14 protein-coding genes and 3 pseudogenes are annotated in these 19230 nt (G+C 60.3%); 9 read left to right on the top strand and 8 right to left on the bottom strand.

All coding sequences use genetic code 11. The annotated features are described in order from the left end of the window. Positions 1–23 precede the first annotated feature (23 nt). Positions 24–947, top strand: coding sequence for a substrate-binding domain-containing protein (locus NV64_RS00460; RefSeq protein ID WP_101505059.1), 924 nt, complete (start codon positions 24–26; stop codon positions 945–947). Between the two features lie 83 nt (positions 948–1030). Here NV64_RS00460 and NV64_RS00465 read toward each other — a convergent pair whose 3' ends face one another. Next, a complete protein-coding gene (locus tag NV64_RS00465; RefSeq protein ID WP_101505060.1) occupies positions 1031–4129 on the bottom strand; it encodes a multidrug efflux RND transporter permease subunit in 3099 nt (1032 codons plus the stop codon). A gap of 504 nt (positions 4130–4633) precedes the next feature. On the opposite strand from NV64_RS00465, the gene NV64_RS00470 reads away from it, so the two are divergent. The 5 genes from NV64_RS00470 (at position 4634) to araC (ending at position 12304) form a co-directional block, all read left to right on the top strand. Continuing rightward, positions 4634–5608, top strand: a complete 975-nt coding sequence (locus NV64_RS00470; protein ID WP_158239868.1) for a VirK/YbjX family protein — start codon at positions 4634–4636, stop codon at positions 5606–5608. Between the two features lie 168 nt (positions 5609–5776). Beyond that, positions 5777–7753: an autotransporter outer membrane beta-barrel domain-containing protein gene (locus NV64_RS00475; protein WP_101505062.1), complete on the top strand. Its 1977-nt coding sequence runs from the start codon at positions 5777–5779 to the stop codon at positions 7751–7753. A 137-nt stretch (positions 7754–7890) separates the two neighbouring features. Continuing rightward, complete coding sequence (locus tag NV64_RS00480; protein ID WP_056237401.1) at positions 7891–9924, top strand: beta-galactosidase; 2034 nt, start codon at positions 7891–7893, stop codon at positions 9922–9924. Then, positions 9921–11342 (top strand): MFS transporter, encoded by a 1422-nt coding sequence (locus tag NV64_RS00485; protein ID WP_101505063.1) that lies wholly within the window; start codon positions 9921–9923, stop codon positions 11340–11342. Before NV64_RS00480 ends, NV64_RS00485 begins: the two co-directional genes overlap by 4 nt. A gap of 86 nt (positions 11343–11428) precedes the next feature. After that, on the top strand, positions 11429–12304 hold the full coding sequence (gene araC / locus NV64_RS00490) for an arabinose operon transcriptional regulator AraC (protein WP_056237407.1): 876 nt from the start codon (positions 11429–11431) through the stop codon (positions 12302–12304). Positions 12305–12590: 286 nt separating this feature from the next. Here araC and NV64_RS00495 read toward each other — a convergent pair whose 3' ends face one another. The 7 genes and pseudogenes from NV64_RS00495 to zinT form a co-directional block, all read right to left on the bottom strand. Next, positions 12591–12749 (bottom strand): type I toxin-antitoxin system Hok family toxin, encoded by a 159-nt coding sequence (locus NV64_RS00495; RefSeq protein ID WP_056237410.1) that lies wholly within the window; start codon positions 12747–12749, stop codon positions 12591–12593. Continuing rightward, a pseudogene (locus NV64_RS24400) lies at positions 12718–12810 on the bottom strand (DUF5431 family protein); the annotation flags it as partial. The gene NV64_RS00495 and the pseudogene NV64_RS24400, both read right to left, overlap by 32 nt. Positions 12811–13248: 438 nt before the next feature. Continuing rightward, entirely contained in the window at positions 13249–13407 is a 159-nt protein-coding gene (locus tag NV64_RS00500) for a type I toxin-antitoxin system Hok family toxin (RefSeq protein ID WP_056237410.1), read from the bottom strand. After that, a pseudogene (locus NV64_RS24405) lies at positions 13376–13468 on the bottom strand (DUF5431 family protein); the annotation flags it as partial. The gene NV64_RS00500 and the pseudogene NV64_RS24405, both read right to left, overlap by 32 nt. A 300-nt stretch (positions 13469–13768) precedes the next feature. After that, positions 13769–13927, bottom strand: a complete 159-nt coding sequence (locus tag NV64_RS00505; RefSeq protein ID WP_056237410.1) for a type I toxin-antitoxin system Hok family toxin — start codon at positions 13925–13927, stop codon at positions 13769–13771. Continuing rightward, positions 13896–13988: pseudogene (locus NV64_RS24410) on the bottom strand (DUF5431 family protein); the annotation flags it as partial. The gene NV64_RS00505 and the pseudogene NV64_RS24410, both read right to left, overlap by 32 nt. A gap of 252 nt (positions 13989–14240) precedes the next feature. After that, positions 14241–14888, bottom strand: a complete 648-nt coding sequence (gene zinT / locus NV64_RS00510; RefSeq protein ID WP_056237412.1) for a metal-binding protein ZinT — start codon at positions 14886–14888, stop codon at positions 14241–14243. Positions 14889–15179: 291 nt separating this feature from the next. Here zinT and NV64_RS00515 point away from each other — a divergent pair, with 291 nt between their 5' ends. From NV64_RS00515 to NV64_RS00525, 3 genes are read left to right on the top strand one after another with little or no spacing between them, the layout of a single operon-like run. Beyond that, on the top strand, positions 15180–17003 hold the full coding sequence (locus NV64_RS00515) for an iron ABC transporter permease (RefSeq protein WP_101505065.1): 1824 nt from the start codon (positions 15180–15182) through the stop codon (positions 17001–17003). Position 17004: 1 nt separating this feature from the next. Beyond that, positions 17005–18117 carry an ABC transporter ATP-binding protein gene (locus NV64_RS00520; protein WP_056237419.1) on the top strand — a complete coding sequence of 371 codons (1113 nt, stop codon included), beginning with the start codon at positions 17005–17007 and terminating at the stop codon, positions 18115–18117. Next, a complete protein-coding gene (locus tag NV64_RS00525; RefSeq protein ID WP_101505066.1) occupies positions 18114–19217 on the top strand; it encodes an ABC transporter substrate-binding protein in 1104 nt (367 codons plus the stop codon). The genes NV64_RS00520 and NV64_RS00525 overlap by 4 nt, the downstream gene beginning before the upstream one ends. The last annotated feature ends 13 nt before the right edge of the window (positions 19218–19230 follow it).

The following is a 19230-nucleotide window of genomic DNA, read 5'->3' on the forward strand; positions in this document are numbered from 1 at the left end:
AACTGACCTGACAGGAAATAACAATGAAAAAATTCAAGTGGTTACTGATACTCATAAGCGCCCTCAGCGTATTCACAGCCCAGGCAAAAACCTATATGGTCGGCGTGGCGCTGGCCAATCTGGATCTCAACTTTGTCTCAATCCTGCGCAGCCAGATGGAGAAGCAACTGAACGAGAAAGGGGTTAAGAGCCAGTACGCCGATGCCAAAGGGGACGTGTCGCTACAGATCCAGCAGGTCGACGACTTTATCAATCAGGGAGCCGACGCCATTATCCTCAACCCGGTGGATACCCAGGGCGTGCTGCCGATTATCAGGGCGGCGCAGAAGGCCAATATCCCGCTGGTATTTGTTAACCGCAAGCCGGAAACCGCGCTGACCGGTAAGGTCGCCTACGTCGGTTCTGACTCCGCCGTCAGCGGCAAAATGGAGATCGAGGCGCTGGCGCAGCGGATGAATCATAAGGGTAATGTGGCGATCCTGATGGGCTCGCTGTCGACTGAAGAGGCGCGTCAGCGCACCAAAGCGGTGGAAGACTTTGTCAGCGCCCATCCGGGCATGAAGGTGGTGCAGAAGCAAACCGCCAACTGGCAGCGCAATGAAGCGGTGGATAAAACCCTCTCCTGGCTGCAGGACGGTAACCAGATTGACGCGATAGTTGCCAACAACGATGAAATGGCGATCGGTGCCATCATGGCGCTGGACCAGCTGAAGAAGAAAGATGTGCTGGTGGCGGGGATTGACGGTACGCCGGACGCGCTGCAGTTTGTTAAAAACGGCAAACTGGCGGTCACCATCTTCCAGGACGCCAAAGGTCAGGCGATCGGCGCGGTCGACGTTGCCCTGGCGATGCTGGCCGGTAAGAAAACCGAAGTCTATAACTGGGTTCCTTATCAGACCATTACCCAGGCCAATCTGCAGGAGTTTAGCGATAAAAACCTGAAGTAGACCCTCATCCGCAGGCGGCCATTCCGGTATGGCCGCCGTGCAGGTTTACGCCTTTATCCGCCGTAGCGCAGCAGGCAGCAAATTCAGCGCCGGCGGGTCAGCTTCGCCGCCATCTTCGTCACCGCGATAAACAGCACCGGTACCACGAAGATCGCCAGCAGCGTGCCGCTGATCATCCCGCCAAACACCCCGGTACCGATGGCGTGCTGGGTGCTTTCGCTGGCACCGGTTGCCAGCATCAGCGGCACCACGCCCAGCGTAAAGGCCAGCGAGGTCATCAGGATTGGCCGCAGGCGCAGGCGGGCGGCCTGTACCGTAGCCTCCAGCAGCGGCGTACCCTGTGCGTGCAGCTGCCGGGCGAACTCGACGATCAGAATGGCGTTTTTGGCGGACAGCCCGATCAGCGTAATCACCCCCACCTTAAAGAATACGTCGTTAGGCATCCCGGCGATCCAGACGGCAGCCAGCGCGCCTGCCAGTCCGGCTGGCACCACCAGCATCACCGCCACCGGCACCGACCAGCTCTCATACAGCGCCGCCAGCACCATAAACACCACCAGGACAGACAGCGCGGCCAGCAGCAGCATCTGCGCGGCGGAGTCGCGCTCCTGCAGCGAGCTGCCCGTCCACTCCAGCAGGTAACCTTTCGGCAGTTCTGCCATCAGCTGCTCCATTTTCGCCATCGCCGCGCCGCTGGAAGCCCCCTCCGCCGCACCGCCGGAAATACTGACCGCCGGATAGCCCTGAAAGCGGTTTAACTGCTGCGGTGCCTGGGTCCAGCCGGCGCTGGCGAAGGCGGAGAACGGCACCATCTCACCGCTGGCGTTCTTCACGTACAGCTTCAGTACGTCCTGCAGGTGCATTCGCCAGGCCACGTCGGCCTGCACGATCACCTGCTGGACGCGGCCGTCATCGGTGTAGTCGTTAACGTAGTAAGAGCCGGACGCCGCGGAGAGCGTCTGGTTGATCTCCTCAAAGGTAACGCCCAGCGCCTGGGCTTTTTCACGATCCACGTCCAGCGCGGCGCTGACGCCTTCCGGCAGACCGTCGATGTAGGCATACGCCGCCACGCCGCTCTGATTGGCCAGTTCGGTTAACTGCTGCGCCGCCGCCATCAGCGCGGCGTAGCCGTGGCCAGCACGATCCTCAAGCGCCAGCGTAAAGCCGGATGAGGTGCCCATCTCCGCAATCGCCGGCGGCATCAGGCTCATCACCGTGGCGTCAGGCTGTTTGCTCATCTCTTCCTGCACGTAAGCGGCTTCTCCGGCGGCGGTCGCGCCCTGACGCTGGTCCCACTCCCTGAGGGTGGTAAACGCCATCGCGGTATTCGGGCCGGAGCCGGAAAAACTGAAGCCAAATATCGACAGGTTGCTCTCCGTGCCCGGCCGCCCGGCGACCAGCGATTCCAGATGGCCGACCACCTCACGGGTGCGCTGCTGGGTCGCGTCCGACGGCAGCTGGATGGAGGTCATAAAGTAGCCCTGATCCTCGTCCGGCAGGAACGCCGAGGGCAGCGCCCGCCAGGCAAACAGCAGCACCACGCACAGCACGCCGTATAAGGCCAGCACCCGGCCACCGCGCTTTAGCGTGGCGCGCAGGCCGGACTCATAGCCGGCCGTCAGACGGTTAAAACCACGGTTGAAGCCGCCAAAAAAGCCTTTCTTCTCATCAGGATGTCCGTTTACCGGTTTGAGAAGCGAGGCGCACAGTGCCGGCGTCAGCGTCAGGGCCAGAAACGCTGAGATCAGGATCGACACCGCCATCGACAGCGTAAACTGGCGGTAGATAATCCCCACCGAGCCGCTGGCAAACGCCATCGGGATAAACACCGCGGTCAGTACCAGGGTAATACCGATAATCGCCGGAGTGATCTCCTGCATCGCCTGCTGCGTGGCCTGCTTTGGTGACAGACCCTGCTGCGCCATCAGCCGTTCAACGTTTTCCACCACCACGATGGCGTCATCGACGATGATGCCAATCGCCAGCACCATGCCAAACATGGTCAGCACGTTGATCGAAAACCCGCTGAGCAGCATCACGGTGAAGGTGCCCATCAGCGCCACCGGCGCGACGATGGCCGGAATAAAGGTGTAGCGCAGGTTCTGCAGGAACAGCAGCATCACCAGGAACACCAGCACCATTGCTTCCAGGAAGGTGTGGATCACTTTTTCAATCGACAGTTTGACGAACGGCGCGGTATCGAAGGGCACCGAAAACGCCATATCGTCCGGCAGCACGCCGTTCAGCTCCGCCAGGCGCGCACGCACGCCGGCGGCGGTGCTCACCGCGTTGGCACCGGGCGACAGCTGTATGGCCGCTGCCGTTGACGGCTGGCCGTTCTCGCGAATGGCAAAGGCATAGCTCTGCAGGCCCTGCTCCACCCGGGCCACGTCGCCGAGGCGCACCCGCGCGCCGTTGGCCTGCGCTTTCAGTGTAATATTGCGGAACTCCGCCAGTGAATGCAGCTGCCCGCGCACGGTCAGTGGATAGGTGACGCGTTGCCCTGCCGCCGCCGGCTCATCCCCCACCCGGCCGGGTGAGATCAGCGCATTCTGCGCGCTCAGCGCGGCAATCACCTCAGAAACCGACAGGCGATAACGGAACAGCTTGTCCGGATCCAGCCAGACCCGCATCGCCTTTTCGGCACCGAACAGCTGCACTTTTCCGACGCCGGGCACGCGCTTCAGCTCGTCAGAGGCATTACGGGCAAACCAGTCGCTGAGATCCGCCTCGCTATGGCTGCCGTCGGGGGACTTCAGGCCGACCAGCATTAAAAATCCGGAGCTGGCCGCTTCGACGCTGAGGCCATTCTGCCGCACCGCAGCGGGCAGCCGCGACTCCACTTCTTTAAGTTTGTTCTGTACGTCAACCTGCGCCAGCTTGATATCGGTACCGGGACGGAAGGTGATGGAGATACTGGCGCTGCCGGACGTATCGCTGGAGGACTCAAAGTAGAGCAGGTTTTCCACGCCGGAGAGATCGCGTTCCAGCAGCGAGATGACCGAGGTATTCATCGTTTCCGGCGTAGCGCCCGGATAGCTGACGCTCACCGAAAGCTGCGGCGGGGCCACCGAAGGATACTGCGCCACGGGAAGCTGCGGAATGGCGATAACGCCGGAAAGGACGATAAAAAGAGCCACCACCCAGGCAAAAACAGGGCGATGAATAAAGAACTGCGGCATCGGTAATTTCCTTTCGCGTTACCACGTGTTAACAAAAAATAAAACAGATATGAATCCCTGTTTTGCACCTGTCTGACAGGACACAGCACGAAAGGTTCATGTTACGCTATTTTTTAATTAACGAAAATGACTTCACGTTGATCCTGTTTTACCCTGTTCACATCCCCTTTGCGGTTTTATCCTTATTTAAAATTCATTCAGGCGTCTGCGGCGTTTTTTTATTTTTGCCGGATTTCCCAATGAATCATAAACAAAGTGGAAACGCCTTAGTACTTCCCTGAAAACCCCGGACCCAACGTCGCAATTCGATTACTTCCAGAAAAAACGAAATTTAATATCGCATTACCGGTCATTGATGAATCATTGATAATCGCTACGCATAATCGGTTTACACCGTCGGGTCGCTTACACCGATGACGCCCACCCGATTAAAATGCGTCACGCAGTCTGACAGACTTTCCTGAAAAGGAGGTCATGCGCTGCGTTGAAATTAAGGTTAACTCTATGTCGCAACTCACAGATATCAATACCCTGCCCGCGCTGCCCACTACGCCGCTGGCCCTTTTTATCGCCTTGTGCAGCGGGAAACTGATCCCCCATTCCCTGTGGCAATCCCCGAAGTTTCGCCGTAAGTATCTGTTGCGCGGACTATTGTTGCCGGTACCGACCTACACCCTCCTGACCATGCTGATCCGTCACCCGCACTATGAGCAGTTGCTCTCTTCACAACCCCGTCTGCCGTGCCGCAACCACCGCCCCTATCTGACCAACCGCCTGGGCAGGCAGGCGGGCGCACGGGCGGTAATCCTGCATTATCAGCACATTACCGAACGCCTGGGCGTAACTCTCTTTGCTCAGCACCTTGGCGGAGCGGGGCTCTGCCTTGCGCAGATCGCCGCGAAAGACGAGCAGCGTTATGTAATGAGCCTGATCTCAACGCATACCCTCGATCGCGAAGGCGAAGCGAGCATTATATTACGGGACGCCGCCGGGCAGCTGCTCTGTGAGCTGACCTTTACCCTTTGTCAGCACCACGGGCAATTAACCCTGATGATTGGCGGCCTGCAGGGGCCAAATAACCCGGACGCCCAGCAGATCGTGCAGCAGGCGACCAAAACGCTGTACGGACTGTTCCCGAAAAGAGTGGTATTCGAAGCGCTGCTCCAGGTCAGTAAATGGCTTGACGTGAAAGCGATCTGTGCGGTTTCAAACGCCACCCATGTCTACCGATCCCTGCGCTACGGCAGCCGAAAAAAACTGATGCACGCGGATTATAACGACTTCTGGGAAATGCTCGGCGGCACGGCGACCGCCGAAGGCTATTATTCACTGCCTGCGGCGATCCCCCGCAAAGAGATGGAAGAGATCGCCAGTAAAAAACGTTCTGAGTATCGTAAACGCTATGCGCTGCTTGACCAGCTCGAACAGGATATCGGGCAGGTGCTGCCGCGGCCGCTATCCACTGGCGTGAACGCTTAGCCGACGTAACGTTTCAGCCGCCGCCCACCCACCCGTTAATTCCCTTTGAAAAGACGCCTGCCATCACGTTTCTCAGAAACGGCGGCGTCCGTCATGGAAAATTAAACTATCTCGTATAGAAGATTAAGTAGCGCTGATTTCTGCAAAAATACCGAAAAAGAGGTTCGTATGATCGCAACGCATCAATCACTTCGTTTCAGCAGCCTGGCCATCTTCCTCGCCCTAACCGCCCCCGCCTGCGCATTTGATTCGCTAACGGTGTTTGGCGACAGCCTGAGCGATACCGGCAACAACGGGCGCTGGACATGGAACAGCAGCCAGAACCCGCTCTACGATGAACAGCTGGCCAGCCATTACGGGCTGACGTTAACCCCTTCAGATGCCGGCGGCAGCAACTATGCTGCCGGTGGTGCCACGGCGGTGGCCGCGCTGAACGCCACCGATAACAGTGCGGCTCAGGTCGCCGCGTATCTGAGCCAGAACGGCGGCCGCGCCGACGCTAACGGCCTCTATATTCACTGGATCGGTGGCAACGATCTGGCAGCCGCCGCGACGCAACCGGCGCTGGCGCAGGGGCTGGCGGTGAACAGCGCCACCAGCGCCGCGGCCCAGGTCGGCAGCCTGCTGGATGCCGGAGCAGGTCTGGTGGTGGTCGCCAACGTGCCGGATATCTCAGCTACTCCAACGCTGCTGGAGCTGGTGTTGACGACAGGGCTGGGGGCAGCGGCAGCGCCGGCTATCCAGGCCGCGTATGCGTCACTGAACGCCGCGGCGACGCCAGACCTCGCCAGCCGTCAGCAGGCGATCGATCGCTCACTGCTGGCCGCTGCATCGGTCGTCAGCGGCAATTCCGCCGTTCAGCAGGCTATCGCCGCCCAGCTGAGCGCCGCTTACGCCACCGCCGCCCAGCAGGCTTCTGCGCTGACCGGCCTGTATAACCGTACCGAAGAGGCGGCGTTGCAGCAGCACGGCGGTAACATCGCGCTGGCCGACATCAACGCCGTGTTCCGGGAGCTGCTGGACGACCCGCTGGCGTTTGGCCTGACCAACACCGCCGGTATGGCCTGCCCGGCCGGCGTGGCCGCCACCGACTGCACCACCAGCACCAGCGGCTTCAACACCGCGCAGGATTATCTGTTTGCCGACCATTTCCACCCCGGCCCGCAGGTACACGACATTATCGCCCGGTACATTACCTCAATTGTTTCCGCCCCGCTGCAGGTCACGGCGCTGAACCAGGGCACGCTGGCGATGGTTAACGGCAGCCGCAGTACCCTCGATAGCCGCTATCAGCAGCTGCGTCAGAACCCGGCGGCCACCGGCGCGCTCGGCGCGTTTGGCGGCTACAGCGGCGGTTATCAGCGCTATCGCGCTAACGGAGAAAACGGTTCCGGCAGGGGCAATGCCAACAGCCTGACGGTCGGCGTCGACTACCAGCTGAGCGACAATCTGCTGGTCGGAGGCCTGATCGCCGGTTCGCTGGACAACCAGCGCCCGGACGACCGCTACCGTTATGATGCCCGTGGTTTCCAGACCGCGTTGTTCAGCCAGCTGCGGCTGGGCCAGGCGTGGATCGCTGGCGACGTGCACTATCTGTCGGCGGACTTTGCCAATATTCAGCGTGATATCACCCTAGGACAACTGACGCACACCGAAAAAGGCGAGACCAGCGGCAGGCTGTATGGTACGCGGCTGACGGCAGGCTACGACTTCGCGGCGACCGACTGGCTGACCACCGGGCCAACGCTGCAGTATGCCTGGGACTATGGCCACGTGCGCGGCTACAGCGAACAGGGCAACAGCAGTACGTCAATGCGCTTTGGCGACCAGAACGGCCACTCGCAGATCGGCAGCGCGGGGTGGCGTATTGATGCCCGCGCGGGTACGATCAATCCTTGGGCACAGGCCAGCTGGCGTCATCAGTTCGGCGATGACGTGTACCGCGCCAACGGCGGCCTGAAATCCACCGCGCTGACCTTCACCCGCGTCAGCGAGAAACAGGATAAGGACTGGGCCGAACTCTCCGCCGGGGCCACTATGCCGATCTCGGACAGGGTGTCGGCGTTTGCAGCGATTGCACAGACCGCCGGGCTGAGCGACGGCAACCAGACCCGTTATAACGCCGGTATCAGCGTAAAATTCTAATCAGCAAAATGTGATGAGCCTCATAGCCCGGTCCCCGGAGCATATTTCTCTATGTTCATGGCAGCTTATTTTATCTTTGCGCTTTTCATCCCGGCTAACGTACCGCAACTGTGTACGAGAACTAACGGGGATGAGAGATGGAAAAGCTGTTATACGGTGTGGCCTATTATCGTGAGTATCTGCCGGTAGAGCGGCTGGATGAGGACATCCGGCTGATGAAAGCCGCCGGGATCAACGTGGTACGCATTGCCGAGAGCACCTGGAGCACCTATGAACCGCGCGACGGCGAGTTTGATTTCAGCAGCGTGCTCACCGTGCTGGAACGGATGCATGCTAATCAGATCGCGGTGATTATCGGTACGCCAACCTACGCACTGCCCGCCTGGCTGGCAAAAAAACATCCGTCGGTGATGGCCACCACCCCACAGGGAGTCAATAAATACGGCCCGCGGCAGAAGATGGACATCACCAGCCCGGTCTATCTGCGCTACGCCGAGCGGATCATTCGCCAGCTGTTGCAGGCTACCGCGCAGCACCCGGCGGTGATCGGTTTTCAGGTGGATAACGAAACCAAGTATTACGACAGCTGTGGCGAACACGTGCAGCGCGGCTTTATTCAACAGCTTAAACAGCGTTTTAACGGCGATCTGCAGCAGCTCAACGCGGCGTTCGGTCTTGACTACTGGAGCAACCGCATCGATGCGTGGGAAGATTTCCCGCCGCTGGAAAGCACCATCAACGCCAGCCTTGGCGCCGCGTTTCAGCACTATCAGCGCCAGCTGGTCACCGATTTCCTCGCCTGGCAGGCGGCGCTGGTGCGCGAGTACCGGCAACCCGCGCAGTTTATCACCCATAACTTCGATTTTGAGTGGCGCACCTGGTCTTACGGCGTGCGCGGCGAGGTCGATCACTTTGCGGCGTCAGAAGCGCTGGATATTACCGGCGTGGATATCTACCACCCCAGCCAGCATCAGCTGACCGGTGCCGAAATCGCCTTCTGCGGTGATATCGCCCGCACCACCAAAGATGCCAGCTACCTGGTGCTGGAGACCGAAGCCCAGGCGTTTAAAAACTGGACCCCGTATCCGGGCCAGCTGCGGCTGCAGGCCTTCAGCCATATCGCCTCCGGCGCCGGGATGATCGGCTACTGGCACTGGCATTCGCTGCACAATTCGTTCGAAACCTACTGGAAGGGGCTGCTCAGCCACGACCTGCAGCCCAACCCGGTGTATCGCGAGGCGCAGCAGATCGGCGCGGAGCTGGCACGGCTTTCACCCCAGCTGGCCGGCCTGCAAAAACCCAACCGGGTGGCGCTGCTGGTCAGCAACGACTGCCTGACCGCCATTGACTGGCACCCGTATCAGGGGCATCAGTTTGGCCGTCACAGGGAGCATCAGTACAACGACCTGTTCCGCCGCTATTACGACACGCTGTACCGGATGAACGTTGAGGTGGATATCCTGACGCCGGACGACCCGCGCATTGAGCGCTATCAGCTGCTGGTGGTGCCGCTGCTGTATGCGGTAACGGACGAGGTACTGCAGCGTCTGAACCGCTTTGTCGCCGAGGGCGGCCATATCCTCTATTCGTTTAAATCGGGATTTGCCGACGCCGACCTGAAGGTGCGTCATGAACGGCAGCCGGCCATTATCCGTGAGACGATTGGGGCCAGCTATCAGCTGTTCGTTGAGCCGCATGAGGTCACGCTGCAGTCGGAGGTGCTGGATCTGCCGCCGCAGCACGGCGAGGTCAGCCACTGGATGGAGCTGCTGGAGGTGGATAACGCCGGAGCAGAGGTGTGGGCGCGCTATCAGCACCCTTACTGGGGAAAATACGCCGCCATCGTGCACAACCGCAGCGGCAAGGGCAGCGCCACCTATATCGGCTGCGACATCAGCGAAGCGGCGCTGCAGGCGGTAATGACCCGTCTGCTGCCGCAGGCCGGCGTGCACGACGTGAGCGGTCATCGCTTCCCGCTGGTGGTGAAGCACGGCGTGAGTCGTACCGGTCATTCACTGATGTTCTATCTCAATTTCTCGGCAGAGCCGCTGAGCGTGGCGTGGCCGGCCGCCGGCCGTGAGCTGCTGAGCGGCCACAGCGGACGGCACGGTGAGACCCTGACGCTGGCCGACTGGGGCGTGGCAATCGTTGAACTGGAGAAGCAGGCATGACGCAATCAACTCTGCCGGATGAGCTGCAACGCATTGGCCTGAAGGAGCGGCTGGCCTTTGGCATCGGTGACTACGGCACCAATCTGACCTACACCATGATGGTGACCTTTCTCGCCTATTTCTACACCGACGTGGTCGGCATCTCCGCGCTGCTGATCGGTTCGCTGATGTTCTTCGCCCGCGTGCTCGACGGGATTATCTGTATCTGGGTCGGCATCCGCATCGATAAAACCCGTTCACGCCTCGGCAAGGCGCGGCCGTGGGTGCTGTGGACCGCGGTACCCTTTGGCCTGTCGGCGTTTCTAATGGCCACGGTGCCGGACGTCAGCTACGGCCTCAAGGTGGCCTACGTTTGCGTTACCTACCTGCTGGCCAACGTCTTTTTTACCGCCAACAATATCGCCTACGGATCGCTGCTGGCGCTGATCACCCGCGATCCCTATCAGCGCGGCATTCTCAGCGTATTTCGTAAAGGGTTGTCCACCTGCGGATCGCTGACGGTGGGGGTGCTGACCCTGCCGCTGGTGGCGCTGTTTGGCGACAGCCACGCCTCATGGGTGATCGTTTTCGCCATCTTCGGCTTCTTTACCGCGCTGCTCCTGCTGCTGACCGCCCTCGGCACCCGCGAACGCATTGAGCCGGTGAGCAAGGATAACAGCCAGCGTATTACCCCCCGCCAGGTGGTCAGCTCGATGCTGGCGAACCGCTACTGGCTGATTATGTTCTTCTATCTGCTGATCACCTTTACCGGCTTAACCGCGCTCTCCGCCGTCGGCGTTTACTACTCGAAGTATATTCTCGACGACGTGTCGCTGATCGCCTACATCAGCATGGCGCAGTATATTCCCGGCCTGCTGACGCTGCTGATTATACCTTTCCTGCTGAAAAGGCTGGGTAAACGCCGGCTGGCGATGCTGGGCCTGCTGGTCAGCTCGCTGGCCTACCTGCTGCCGCTGCTGGGTAAACAGGACGCGCTGTTTGTGATTATCGCGACCGCCATCCGCAGCGTCGGCTTCTGCGGCATCGGGGCGACCACGTTTGCGCTGCTGGCAGATACCATCGACTACGGCGAGTGGCGCACCGGGCTGCGCATCGAAGGTATCCTGTTCAGCGCCGGCACGCTGGGGCAGACGCTGGGTATGGGGCTGGGCACCGCCAGCGTCGGCTGGATCCTCGGTGCCGCCGGCTTTGTCAGCGGCGGCAGCACACCGCAGCCGGCCACGGTGGTCGAAACCATCGAGTTTCTGTTTATCTTCTTCCCGCTGATCCTCGCCGCGCTGAACCTGCTGCTGCTGTGGTTCTACCGGCTGGATGAGATCTACCCGCAGGTGGCGGCGGACCTCTCCGCCGGGCGCTACCAGCAGGGCGTCAGCGGCACAGCGGTATCGACCGGAGAGCAGTTGCCCGGTCAACCGTGAGCGATAGCACAAAAGTAACCTGCGGCCTCCGGTGAGACGGGGGCCGCGGCTATACTAGCCGCACTTACTTCCGCCGGATGCCGCCGATGACCGCGTCAGACAACGCCGAGCTGTTAAACTTCTCCCCGCTGATGAAGCGCTTTACCTTTAACGCCTTTATGGTTTCCGGCTTTACGCCTATCACGCCCGGCAGCAAGCTTGACTGGTTTATTCACCGCCCCAGCGGCATGAAGGGTTATATGCTTAATCTGACCCTGAAAGGCCGTGGCGTGATCCATCACGCCGACGGGCAGTTTTGCTGCAGTGAGGATGAGATGCTGCTCTTTCCACCCGGGGTGATCCACCATTACGGTCGCGCCAAAGAGAGCCCGGCGTGGGATCATCTGTGGATCTATTTTATCCCGCGCCCCGGCTGGAGCGACTGGCTGCGCTGGGATCGCTACCAGGGCCAGATTGGACGCACGGCGCTTGATGCGACCGCCAGCCGGCAGATGGCGCTGCTGTTTAAAGAGGTGATCCGTTGGAACGCGGCGGCGGAGCCGCTGGCCGAGGCGCTGGCGATGAACACGCTGGAGCGGCTGATACTGCAGACTTTTCAGCTGCAGCCCGCCAGCAACCGGCAAAACCGCGACCCGCGCATCCAGACGGTGTGCCACTACATCAATGAACACCTGGCCGAGGAGACCCGGGTAGAGCAACTGGCGCGCATGGCTTTTATCTCCACCTCGCGGCTGGCGCACCTGTTCCGCAAAGAGATGGGCACCACCCTTTCCGCCTGGCGCGAGCAGCAGCGCGTCTCCCGCGCCTGCGATCTGCTGCAGCAGACGCAGCTGTCAATTGCCCAGGTGGCGCGCGCGGTCGGCTATGAAGACCCGCTCTACTTCTCGCGCATCTTCAGCCAGCACCGCACGTTAAGTCCACGCGAATACCGTAAAAAGTTCGATCAGGCACCGCTGTTTTGACCGGTGAGGATGATCCGGAAGCGTGGCATTACAGAAAAGGAGGCGCCAGGCTTAAAGATCACTGGACAGCGAAGTATAAAGACGCTGAGACAGAAAAGCGGAGAGAATGGCTAATGGCTAATGGCTAATGGCTAATGGCTGCCGGGTGCCGGGTGCCGGGTGCCGGGTGGCAGGATAAACCTGACGGAAAAAGGGCCCTGAGTTCCCTCAGAGCCCTTTGTAAAAGCGCTTGCGCTGCCCGCCACATCAGTGACCGAAAGGCGGGGTTACCCCCGCCAGTGGTTCGCTACTTACCCGGTTCGCAGGTCATCATCGCCGCCACCTCCCTGAACGGATCCCGGTAGCGGATCTCACACAGCGATTTCCGCATCAGAAACGTGAATATTAACAGCGTTAAACACAGCGTTAATACGCACCAGAACAGGGTGCTTTGCGGCAGTTTCATGACCTTCTTCTCCTTGCCTTGCGGCAGGTAAGAGGATACCCTGATGTTGCGTGTCATACAGGGGCCTCGGGGTTAATGAGAATTAACTTCGGGGCTTTTCTGCATCTGCCTCACGCACATCAGCACTGCTGCCGACAACCTGAAGCAGAAGCTTCAAGCGCCGGGGTCATTATACTGCCGTCGTTCCGTTCCTGCCTGACGATCATACCAGGAATACATCCAAAATCAGTGTGTTACGCTAACCCGCTAGTGATAATTTGCGTGTCTGCCGGGCGCGGCGGCAGGCACCGCAGGATGCGCCAGCCTTAAGAAGCACTGAACAGAGAGGCTCCAGGACACTGAGCCAGAAAAACGGAGAGCGGAGAAAATGGCTACCGGGTGGCGGGATAAACCTGACGGAAAAAGGGCCCTGAGTTCCCTCAGAGCCCTTTGTAAAAGCGCTTGCGCCGCCCGCCCCATCAGTGACCGTAAAGGCGGGGTTTCCCCCGCCTGCGGTTCGCTACTTACCCGGTTCGCAGGTCATCATCGCCGCCACCTCCCTGAACGGGTCTCTGTAGCGGATCTCACACAGCGATTTCCGCATCAGAAACGTGAATATTAACAGCGTTAAACACAGCGTTAATACGCACCAGAACAGGGTGCTTTGCGGCAGTTTCATGACCTTCTTCTCCTTGCCTTGCGGCAGGTAAGAGGATACCCTGATGTTTCGTGGCATACAGGGGCCTCGGGGTTAATGAGAATTAACTTCGGGGCTTTTCTGCATCTGCCTCACGCACATCAGCACTGCTGCCGACAACCTGAAGCAGAAGCCTCAAGCGCCGGGGTCATTATACTGCCGTCTTTCCGTTCCCGCCTGACGATCATACCAGGAATACATCCAAAATCAGCGTGTTACGTTAGCGCGTTAGTGGTAACGACGGAAAAAGGGCCCTGAGTTTCCCCAGAGCCCTTTGTAAAAGCGCTTGCGCTGCCCGCCACATCAGTGACCGAAAGGCGGGGTTACCCCCGCCAGTGGTTCGCTACTTACCCGGTTCGCAGGTCATCATCGCCGCCACCTCCCTGAACGGATCCCGGTAGCGGATCTCACACAGCGATTTCCGCATCAGAAACGTGAATATTAACAGCGTTAAACACAGCGTTAATACGCACCAGAACAGGGTGCTTTGCGGCAGTTTCATGACCTTCTTCTCCTTGCCTTGCGGCAGGTAAGAGGATACCCTGATGTTTCTGGGCATACAGGGGCCTCGGGGTTAATGGAAATTAACTTCGGGGCTTTTCTGCATCTGCCTCACGCACATCAGCACTGCTGCCGACGACCTGAAGCAGAAGCCTCAAGCGCCGGGGTCATTATACTGCCATCTGCCTGTTCATACCTGACGATTAAGCCAGGAATCTGTCCAAAAACATAGTGTTACGGCAACGCGTTAATCGCCTCGCCCACGGATTATCGGCCCTCTCCGCCCTGGCGGAACTGCCGTTTCGTCAGAGATATCAGTGGTGCAGCATCTCGTCAACCACCTGCGCATCGTTCAGCTGATAAGGATAGTAAGTCGGCCAGTTGTCCATCTCTTTCAGCAGCGCTTCCTGAGAGGTATTTCCGGTGAAGATATGGAAATGCGCGGACTTGCGTGGGCCGATGGTGTGGTCGCTGAACTGCACAAACTTCGGTGCGCTGCTGCGGGCATCTTTGCACTCGAACAGGTAGCGCACGCCTTTTTTACCGGAGGCGTAGGTCAGAATTTTGTAGCCGGCGTAGTCGTAGCGGCAGGCGCTGCTTTTGTCGCCGCGATGGAACTCCATCACGCCGTTTTCGATACCCAGCATATCCACATCGGTGGCGTAGCCTTTGCGATAGTACTCTTTGAATTCTGCCGCCGTTTTACTGCCGTCCTGCTTAGCCTTTTTCTCAAACACCGGATCCAACGCCCCCTTCTGCAGCAGCGGATAAACCGACTGCCAGACGCCTTCCCAGTCGGTCAGCGCGCGGTCTTTCACGTCTTTATCCGCAAATACGCCTGCCGCCGCCTGGGTTTCAGCCGCGGTCAGCGGCTTGCCGTGATCGTGATGGCCATGGGCCAGCGCCTGATAGCTGAAGCATAATGTTCCCAGAACCACTGCCAGTTTTGTTACCTGTACCAAGGGGGGATCCTCTCTCTCTGTTATTTTATGTTACGTTATAACATATTGTGATGCATTTCAATCAAAGTTCCTCGATCGTCTCTAAAGTTCAGTACCGCAACGTCCTGCTGTGAAGCCGTGCGGAATGCCAGCATTGCCTGCGTGCATTAAGCCCAACCGATACACCTGTGGTTATGCCTGACTTCCTGTTTGCACTTAAAATAAAAAATGCACATATGTGCAAATGCATCGCAAAACTGTCATACGGCGTCGCTATAGTCCGCTTACTCTTTCACTGACCGAGGTCAGAGCGTGTCTTATCAAGCTGAACGCCCGACAACGATTTCCCCGTGGCAGCGGTTACGTCACGGTTTCGCCATCGCCAGCCATGAGCCGGCCAACCTGCTGGGCATGCTGCTGGTGCTGCTCTTCAGCGGATTAATTCTGGCACCGGTACTCTCGGTACTGGTGAACGCCGTGCTGGTGCAGAGCGGCGACGAGAACCGCACCGCCGCCGCAGAAGGCAGCCTCACCGCTTACTACCTGCTGCGCACCCTCACCTCACGGATGTCCGAACTGCTGCTGTGGACGCCGCTGCTCAACACGCTGACGGTGGCACTGTTTACCGTGGCCGGTGCGCTGCTGATCGGCGTGGTGCTGGCCTGGCTGGTTAACCGCACCGATCTCGCCGGGCGCAAAAGCTTCGCCACGCTGCTAATCGTGCCCTTTATGCTGCCCTCCTGGACCTTCGCGCTGGCGTGGAGCACCCTGTTTAAAAACCAGGCGATCGGCGGCCAGCCCGGCTGGCTGGAAGCAATGGGCATTCAGACGCCAGACTGGCTGGCCTACGGCGCGTTTCCGATGGTGGTAATTATGGTGCTGCACTATGCGCCGCTGGTGATACTGATGGTCGGTAACGCGCTGCGCAGGATGGACAGCCAGATGGAGGAGTCCGCACGCGTGCTGGGCGCATCGCGCCGCACTATTGCCCTGCGCATTGTCCTGCCGCTGCTGCGCCCGGCGCTGCTCTCAGGCGCGCTGCTGATCTTCGCCGACTGCATCGGCGAGTTCGCCCTGCCCTATATTCTCGGCCTGCCGGTACACTTTGATACGCTGTCTACCGGCCTGTATCGCGCCATCGGCACCCGTCAGTCTGGCGTGGCAGCGGTGCTGGCCTCGGTGATTATGCTGATGGGGATGGTCACCCTGCTGCTGGATATGAAGATGCTGCGTGAGGCGAAACGCTTTGTCACCGTCGGCGGCAAAGGGGTAATGGAGCGCCGCCGCGGGCTGGGCAGCTGGCGCATCCTCGCCGCCGCCGCGCCGCTGGCGTTTGTGCTGCTGGGGGTGGCGATCCCGCTGCTGACCCTGTTCCTCTCTACCATCATGATCCTGCCCGGGCGCTTTAACAGCGACAACTTCACCTTTGCTTACTGGATCGGCCACAACCTCGATACCGTGGCGCTGCACAGCGGTATTCTGTTGACCGGCGAGTTCTGGCGCGCTGCGGGCAATACGCTGGTGATTGTCGGTTCGGCCTCGCTGGCCTGCGGCGTACTGGGGCTGCTGGTGGGCTATGCGGTGATGCGCTGCCACCTGCGCTGGGTCGGCACCTTCCTGCGTCAGGTGACCTTTGTGCCATACCTGGTGCCCGGCATCGCCTTCGCCGCCGCGTTTTTATCGTTGTTTGCGGTCAGCCACGGTCCACTGCCCGCGCTGTACGGCACGCCGCTGATTCTGGTGCTGGCGCTGATCGCCGAAAAGATGCCCTACGCCAGCCGCTCCGGCATCGCGGCGATGACCCAGCTGGGCAAGGAGGCGGAAGAGGCCGCACGCGTGGCCGGTGCAGGCTGGTTGTCGCGTATCTGCCGCATCGTTATCCCGATTCAGGCCGGGCCGCTGGCCACAGCGATCCTGCTGCCGTTTATCTCCGGCATTAAGGGCGTCAGCCTGTTTATTATCCTGGCCATCCCCGCGACCGACGTGTTGACCACCTACTCACTGCGCCTGATTGATTACAACTACCAGCAGGCGGCCAATGCCGTGGTGCTGATGATCGCCCTGATTTCATGGGCCGGTACCCTGCTGATCCAGAAGATCACCGGCAGCGGGCTGGCCAGCGGACTGGAGAACTGACATGCCCTCAATTCAGCTAAGCAACCTGAGCAAACGCTATCCCGGCAGCGAGACGCCGGCGGTGAACAACGTCAGCCTGACGGTAAAAGACGGCGAGTTTTTGTGCCTGCTGGGCCCGTCCGGCTGCGGCAAAACCACCATCCTGCGGATGATTGCCGGTATAGAGCACGCCAGCGGCGGTGAAATCACCATTGGCGACCGGCTGGTCGATTCCGTGGCGCGCGGCACATATCTGCCGCCGGAAAAACGCGGTATCGGGCTGGTATTTCAGAGCTACGCGCTGTGGCCGCATATGACCGTCGAACAGAACGTCGATTTCGGCCTGCGCCTGCAGAAGCTGCCTGCACGCGAGCGCAGCGCCCGCTGCCAGGACGTAATGGAGAAGCTGCGCATCGCCGACTATGCACGCCGCTATCCGGCGCAGCTCTCCGGTGGCCAGCAGCAGCGGGTGGCGCTGGCGCGGATGCTGGCGGTTAACCCCGGCGTGCTGCTGCTCGATGAGCCACTTTCCAACCTCGACGCCACGCTGCGGCTGGAGATGCGCGCCGAGCTGAAGCGCCTGCATGCCACCTTTGGCACCACCATCATGTTTGTCAGCCACGACCAGTGGGAAGCGATGACGCTGGCCACCACCATTGCGGTGATGAGCGCCGGTGAGATGCAGCAGGTCGGCACGCCGGATGCGATTTACGCGCGTCCTGCCAACCGCTTTGTGGCGGAGTTTATCGGCACGCCGAAGCTGAATATGATCCCGCTGCATCAGCCTGTGAGCCTGCTCTCGGAACATCTGCAGCAGCGCTACCCGAGCGTTAACGGGGAGGCCTGCGCGTGCGGCATCCGTCCGGAAGAGATCGTGCTGCATGAACGACCTTATCCGCACAGCGTCGCGATGACCCTCGACAATATTATGCCCACCGGCGGCAGCTGGGTGATTGAGCTGGTCAACGGCCACGACCGGCTGTTCCACTCCACCCAGCTGCGCCCGCGCTGGCAGGCCGGCCAGCAGGTTTACTGCCAGCTGCCGGCCGATGCGCTGCACTTCTTTACCCCCGCAGGCCAGCGCCACGAGCCGGCCGCCGCCGATTTTTCACTTTTCACTCAGGAAGCAGGATGAAACAGACTCTGACCGCCCTCGCCGTTTTTGCCGCACTGACCGCCAGCCCGCTGACCCACGCACAGGACAGCCAGCTACAGGCGCTGATCGACGCCGCCCGTCAGGAGCAGCCGATTACCGTCTACGCCTCCACCGGCAAAATTGTTCAGCAGGCCAAATCCTTCAGCGCGCAGTACGGCCTGCAGGCGGTGGGCGTAAAGGCCGATGCGCCGCAGATCATTGAAATTATGAGCCGCGAAGCGCAGGCCAAAAACGTGCGCACCGACGTGGCGATCGTGGAAGACGCGCCGGCGGGGATCACCCAGCTGCTGGATAAAGGCTACGTACAGAGCTGGGTGCCCGACGACCTGAAGGGCAGCATCGCCGACCGCTATCAGCAGCCGCTTACCCTGGTACTGGCCCCTAACGTGTTTGCCTATAACACCGCTCATCACGCCACCTGCCCGGTGAACAACATCTGGCAGCTGACCCAGCCGGCGTGGCGCGGCCGGGTGGCGATGCAGGACCCGGGCAGCAAGCCGGCCTACACCGACTGGTTCAGCCAGCTGGAGACCCATTATGACGCACAGATCCGCGCGGCCTATCAGCAGGCGTTTGGCAAACCGCTGCAGACGACTGAAGCTTCGGCCACCGCCGCCTGGGTCAAGGCGCTGGCGGCCAACGGCGTGCTGCTGACCCATTCCGATAACGATGCTGCCGCCGCCATCGGCGCGCCGGACGCCAAATCCGATTTTGTCGGGCTGGTCTCTACCGCCAAGTTTCGCGATAACAAACAGGGCATGACGCTGGGGCTGTGCAGTGGCATGCAGCCGTTTATCGGCTGGAACTACCCGAGCCTCGGGGTGATCGCCACCGGCAGCCGCAGCCCGAACAGCGCGAAGCTGTTTATCCGCTATCTGCTGAGCGCCGAAGGCATCGCGCCGCAGGGGGTGGACGGCAAGATGTCGACCAACCCGGCGGTCAGCCTGCCAGCGGATGAGGCCTCCGGCATTGGCGCGCACCGCGGCGAGCTGATGGAGTACCTGACCGCCACGGCGAAAGAGGACTGGCGCAGCCGCCAGGACTGGCAGGACCTCTGGAGCCTGAGCGTTAAAAAATAACCGACCGCCGCGC

It is taken from the genome of Erwinia sp. B116 (assembly GCF_002865965.1).
Lineage (GTDB): Bacteria > Pseudomonadota > Gammaproteobacteria > Enterobacterales > Enterobacteriaceae > Erwinia.

Coding starts and splice junctions, on each gene's coding strand:
- NV64_RS00460 (WP_101505059.1), top strand. CDS start 24: ATGAAAAAATTCAAGTGGTTACTGATACTCATAAGCGCCCTCAGCGTA.
- NV64_RS00465 (WP_101505060.1), bottom strand. CDS start 4,129: ATGCCGCAGTTCTTTATTCATCGCCCTGTTTTTGCCTGGGTGGTGGCT.
- NV64_RS00470 (WP_158239868.1), top strand. CDS start 4,634: ATGTCGCAACTCACAGATATCAATACCCTGCCCGCGCTGCCCACTACG.
- NV64_RS00475 (WP_101505062.1), top strand. CDS start 5,777: ATGATCGCAACGCATCAATCACTTCGTTTCAGCAGCCTGGCCATCTTC.
- NV64_RS00480 (WP_056237401.1), top strand. CDS start 7,891: ATGGAAAAGCTGTTATACGGTGTGGCCTATTATCGTGAGTATCTGCCG.
- NV64_RS00485 (WP_101505063.1), top strand. CDS start 9,921: ATGACGCAATCAACTCTGCCGGATGAGCTGCAACGCATTGGCCTGAAG.
- araC (WP_056237407.1), top strand. CDS start 11,429: ATGACCGCGTCAGACAACGCCGAGCTGTTAAACTTCTCCCCGCTGATG.
- NV64_RS00495 (WP_056237410.1), bottom strand. CDS start 12,749: ATGAAACTGCCGCAAAGCACCCTGTTCTGGTGCGTATTAACGCTGTGT.
- NV64_RS00500 (WP_056237410.1), bottom strand. CDS start 13,407: ATGAAACTGCCGCAAAGCACCCTGTTCTGGTGCGTATTAACGCTGTGT.
- NV64_RS00505 (WP_056237410.1), bottom strand. CDS start 13,927: ATGAAACTGCCGCAAAGCACCCTGTTCTGGTGCGTATTAACGCTGTGT.
- NV64_RS00520 (WP_056237419.1), top strand. CDS start 17,005: ATGCCCTCAATTCAGCTAAGCAACCTGAGCAAACGCTATCCCGGCAGC.
- NV64_RS00525 (WP_101505066.1), top strand. CDS start 18,114: ATGAAACAGACTCTGACCGCCCTCGCCGTTTTTGCCGCACTGACCGCC.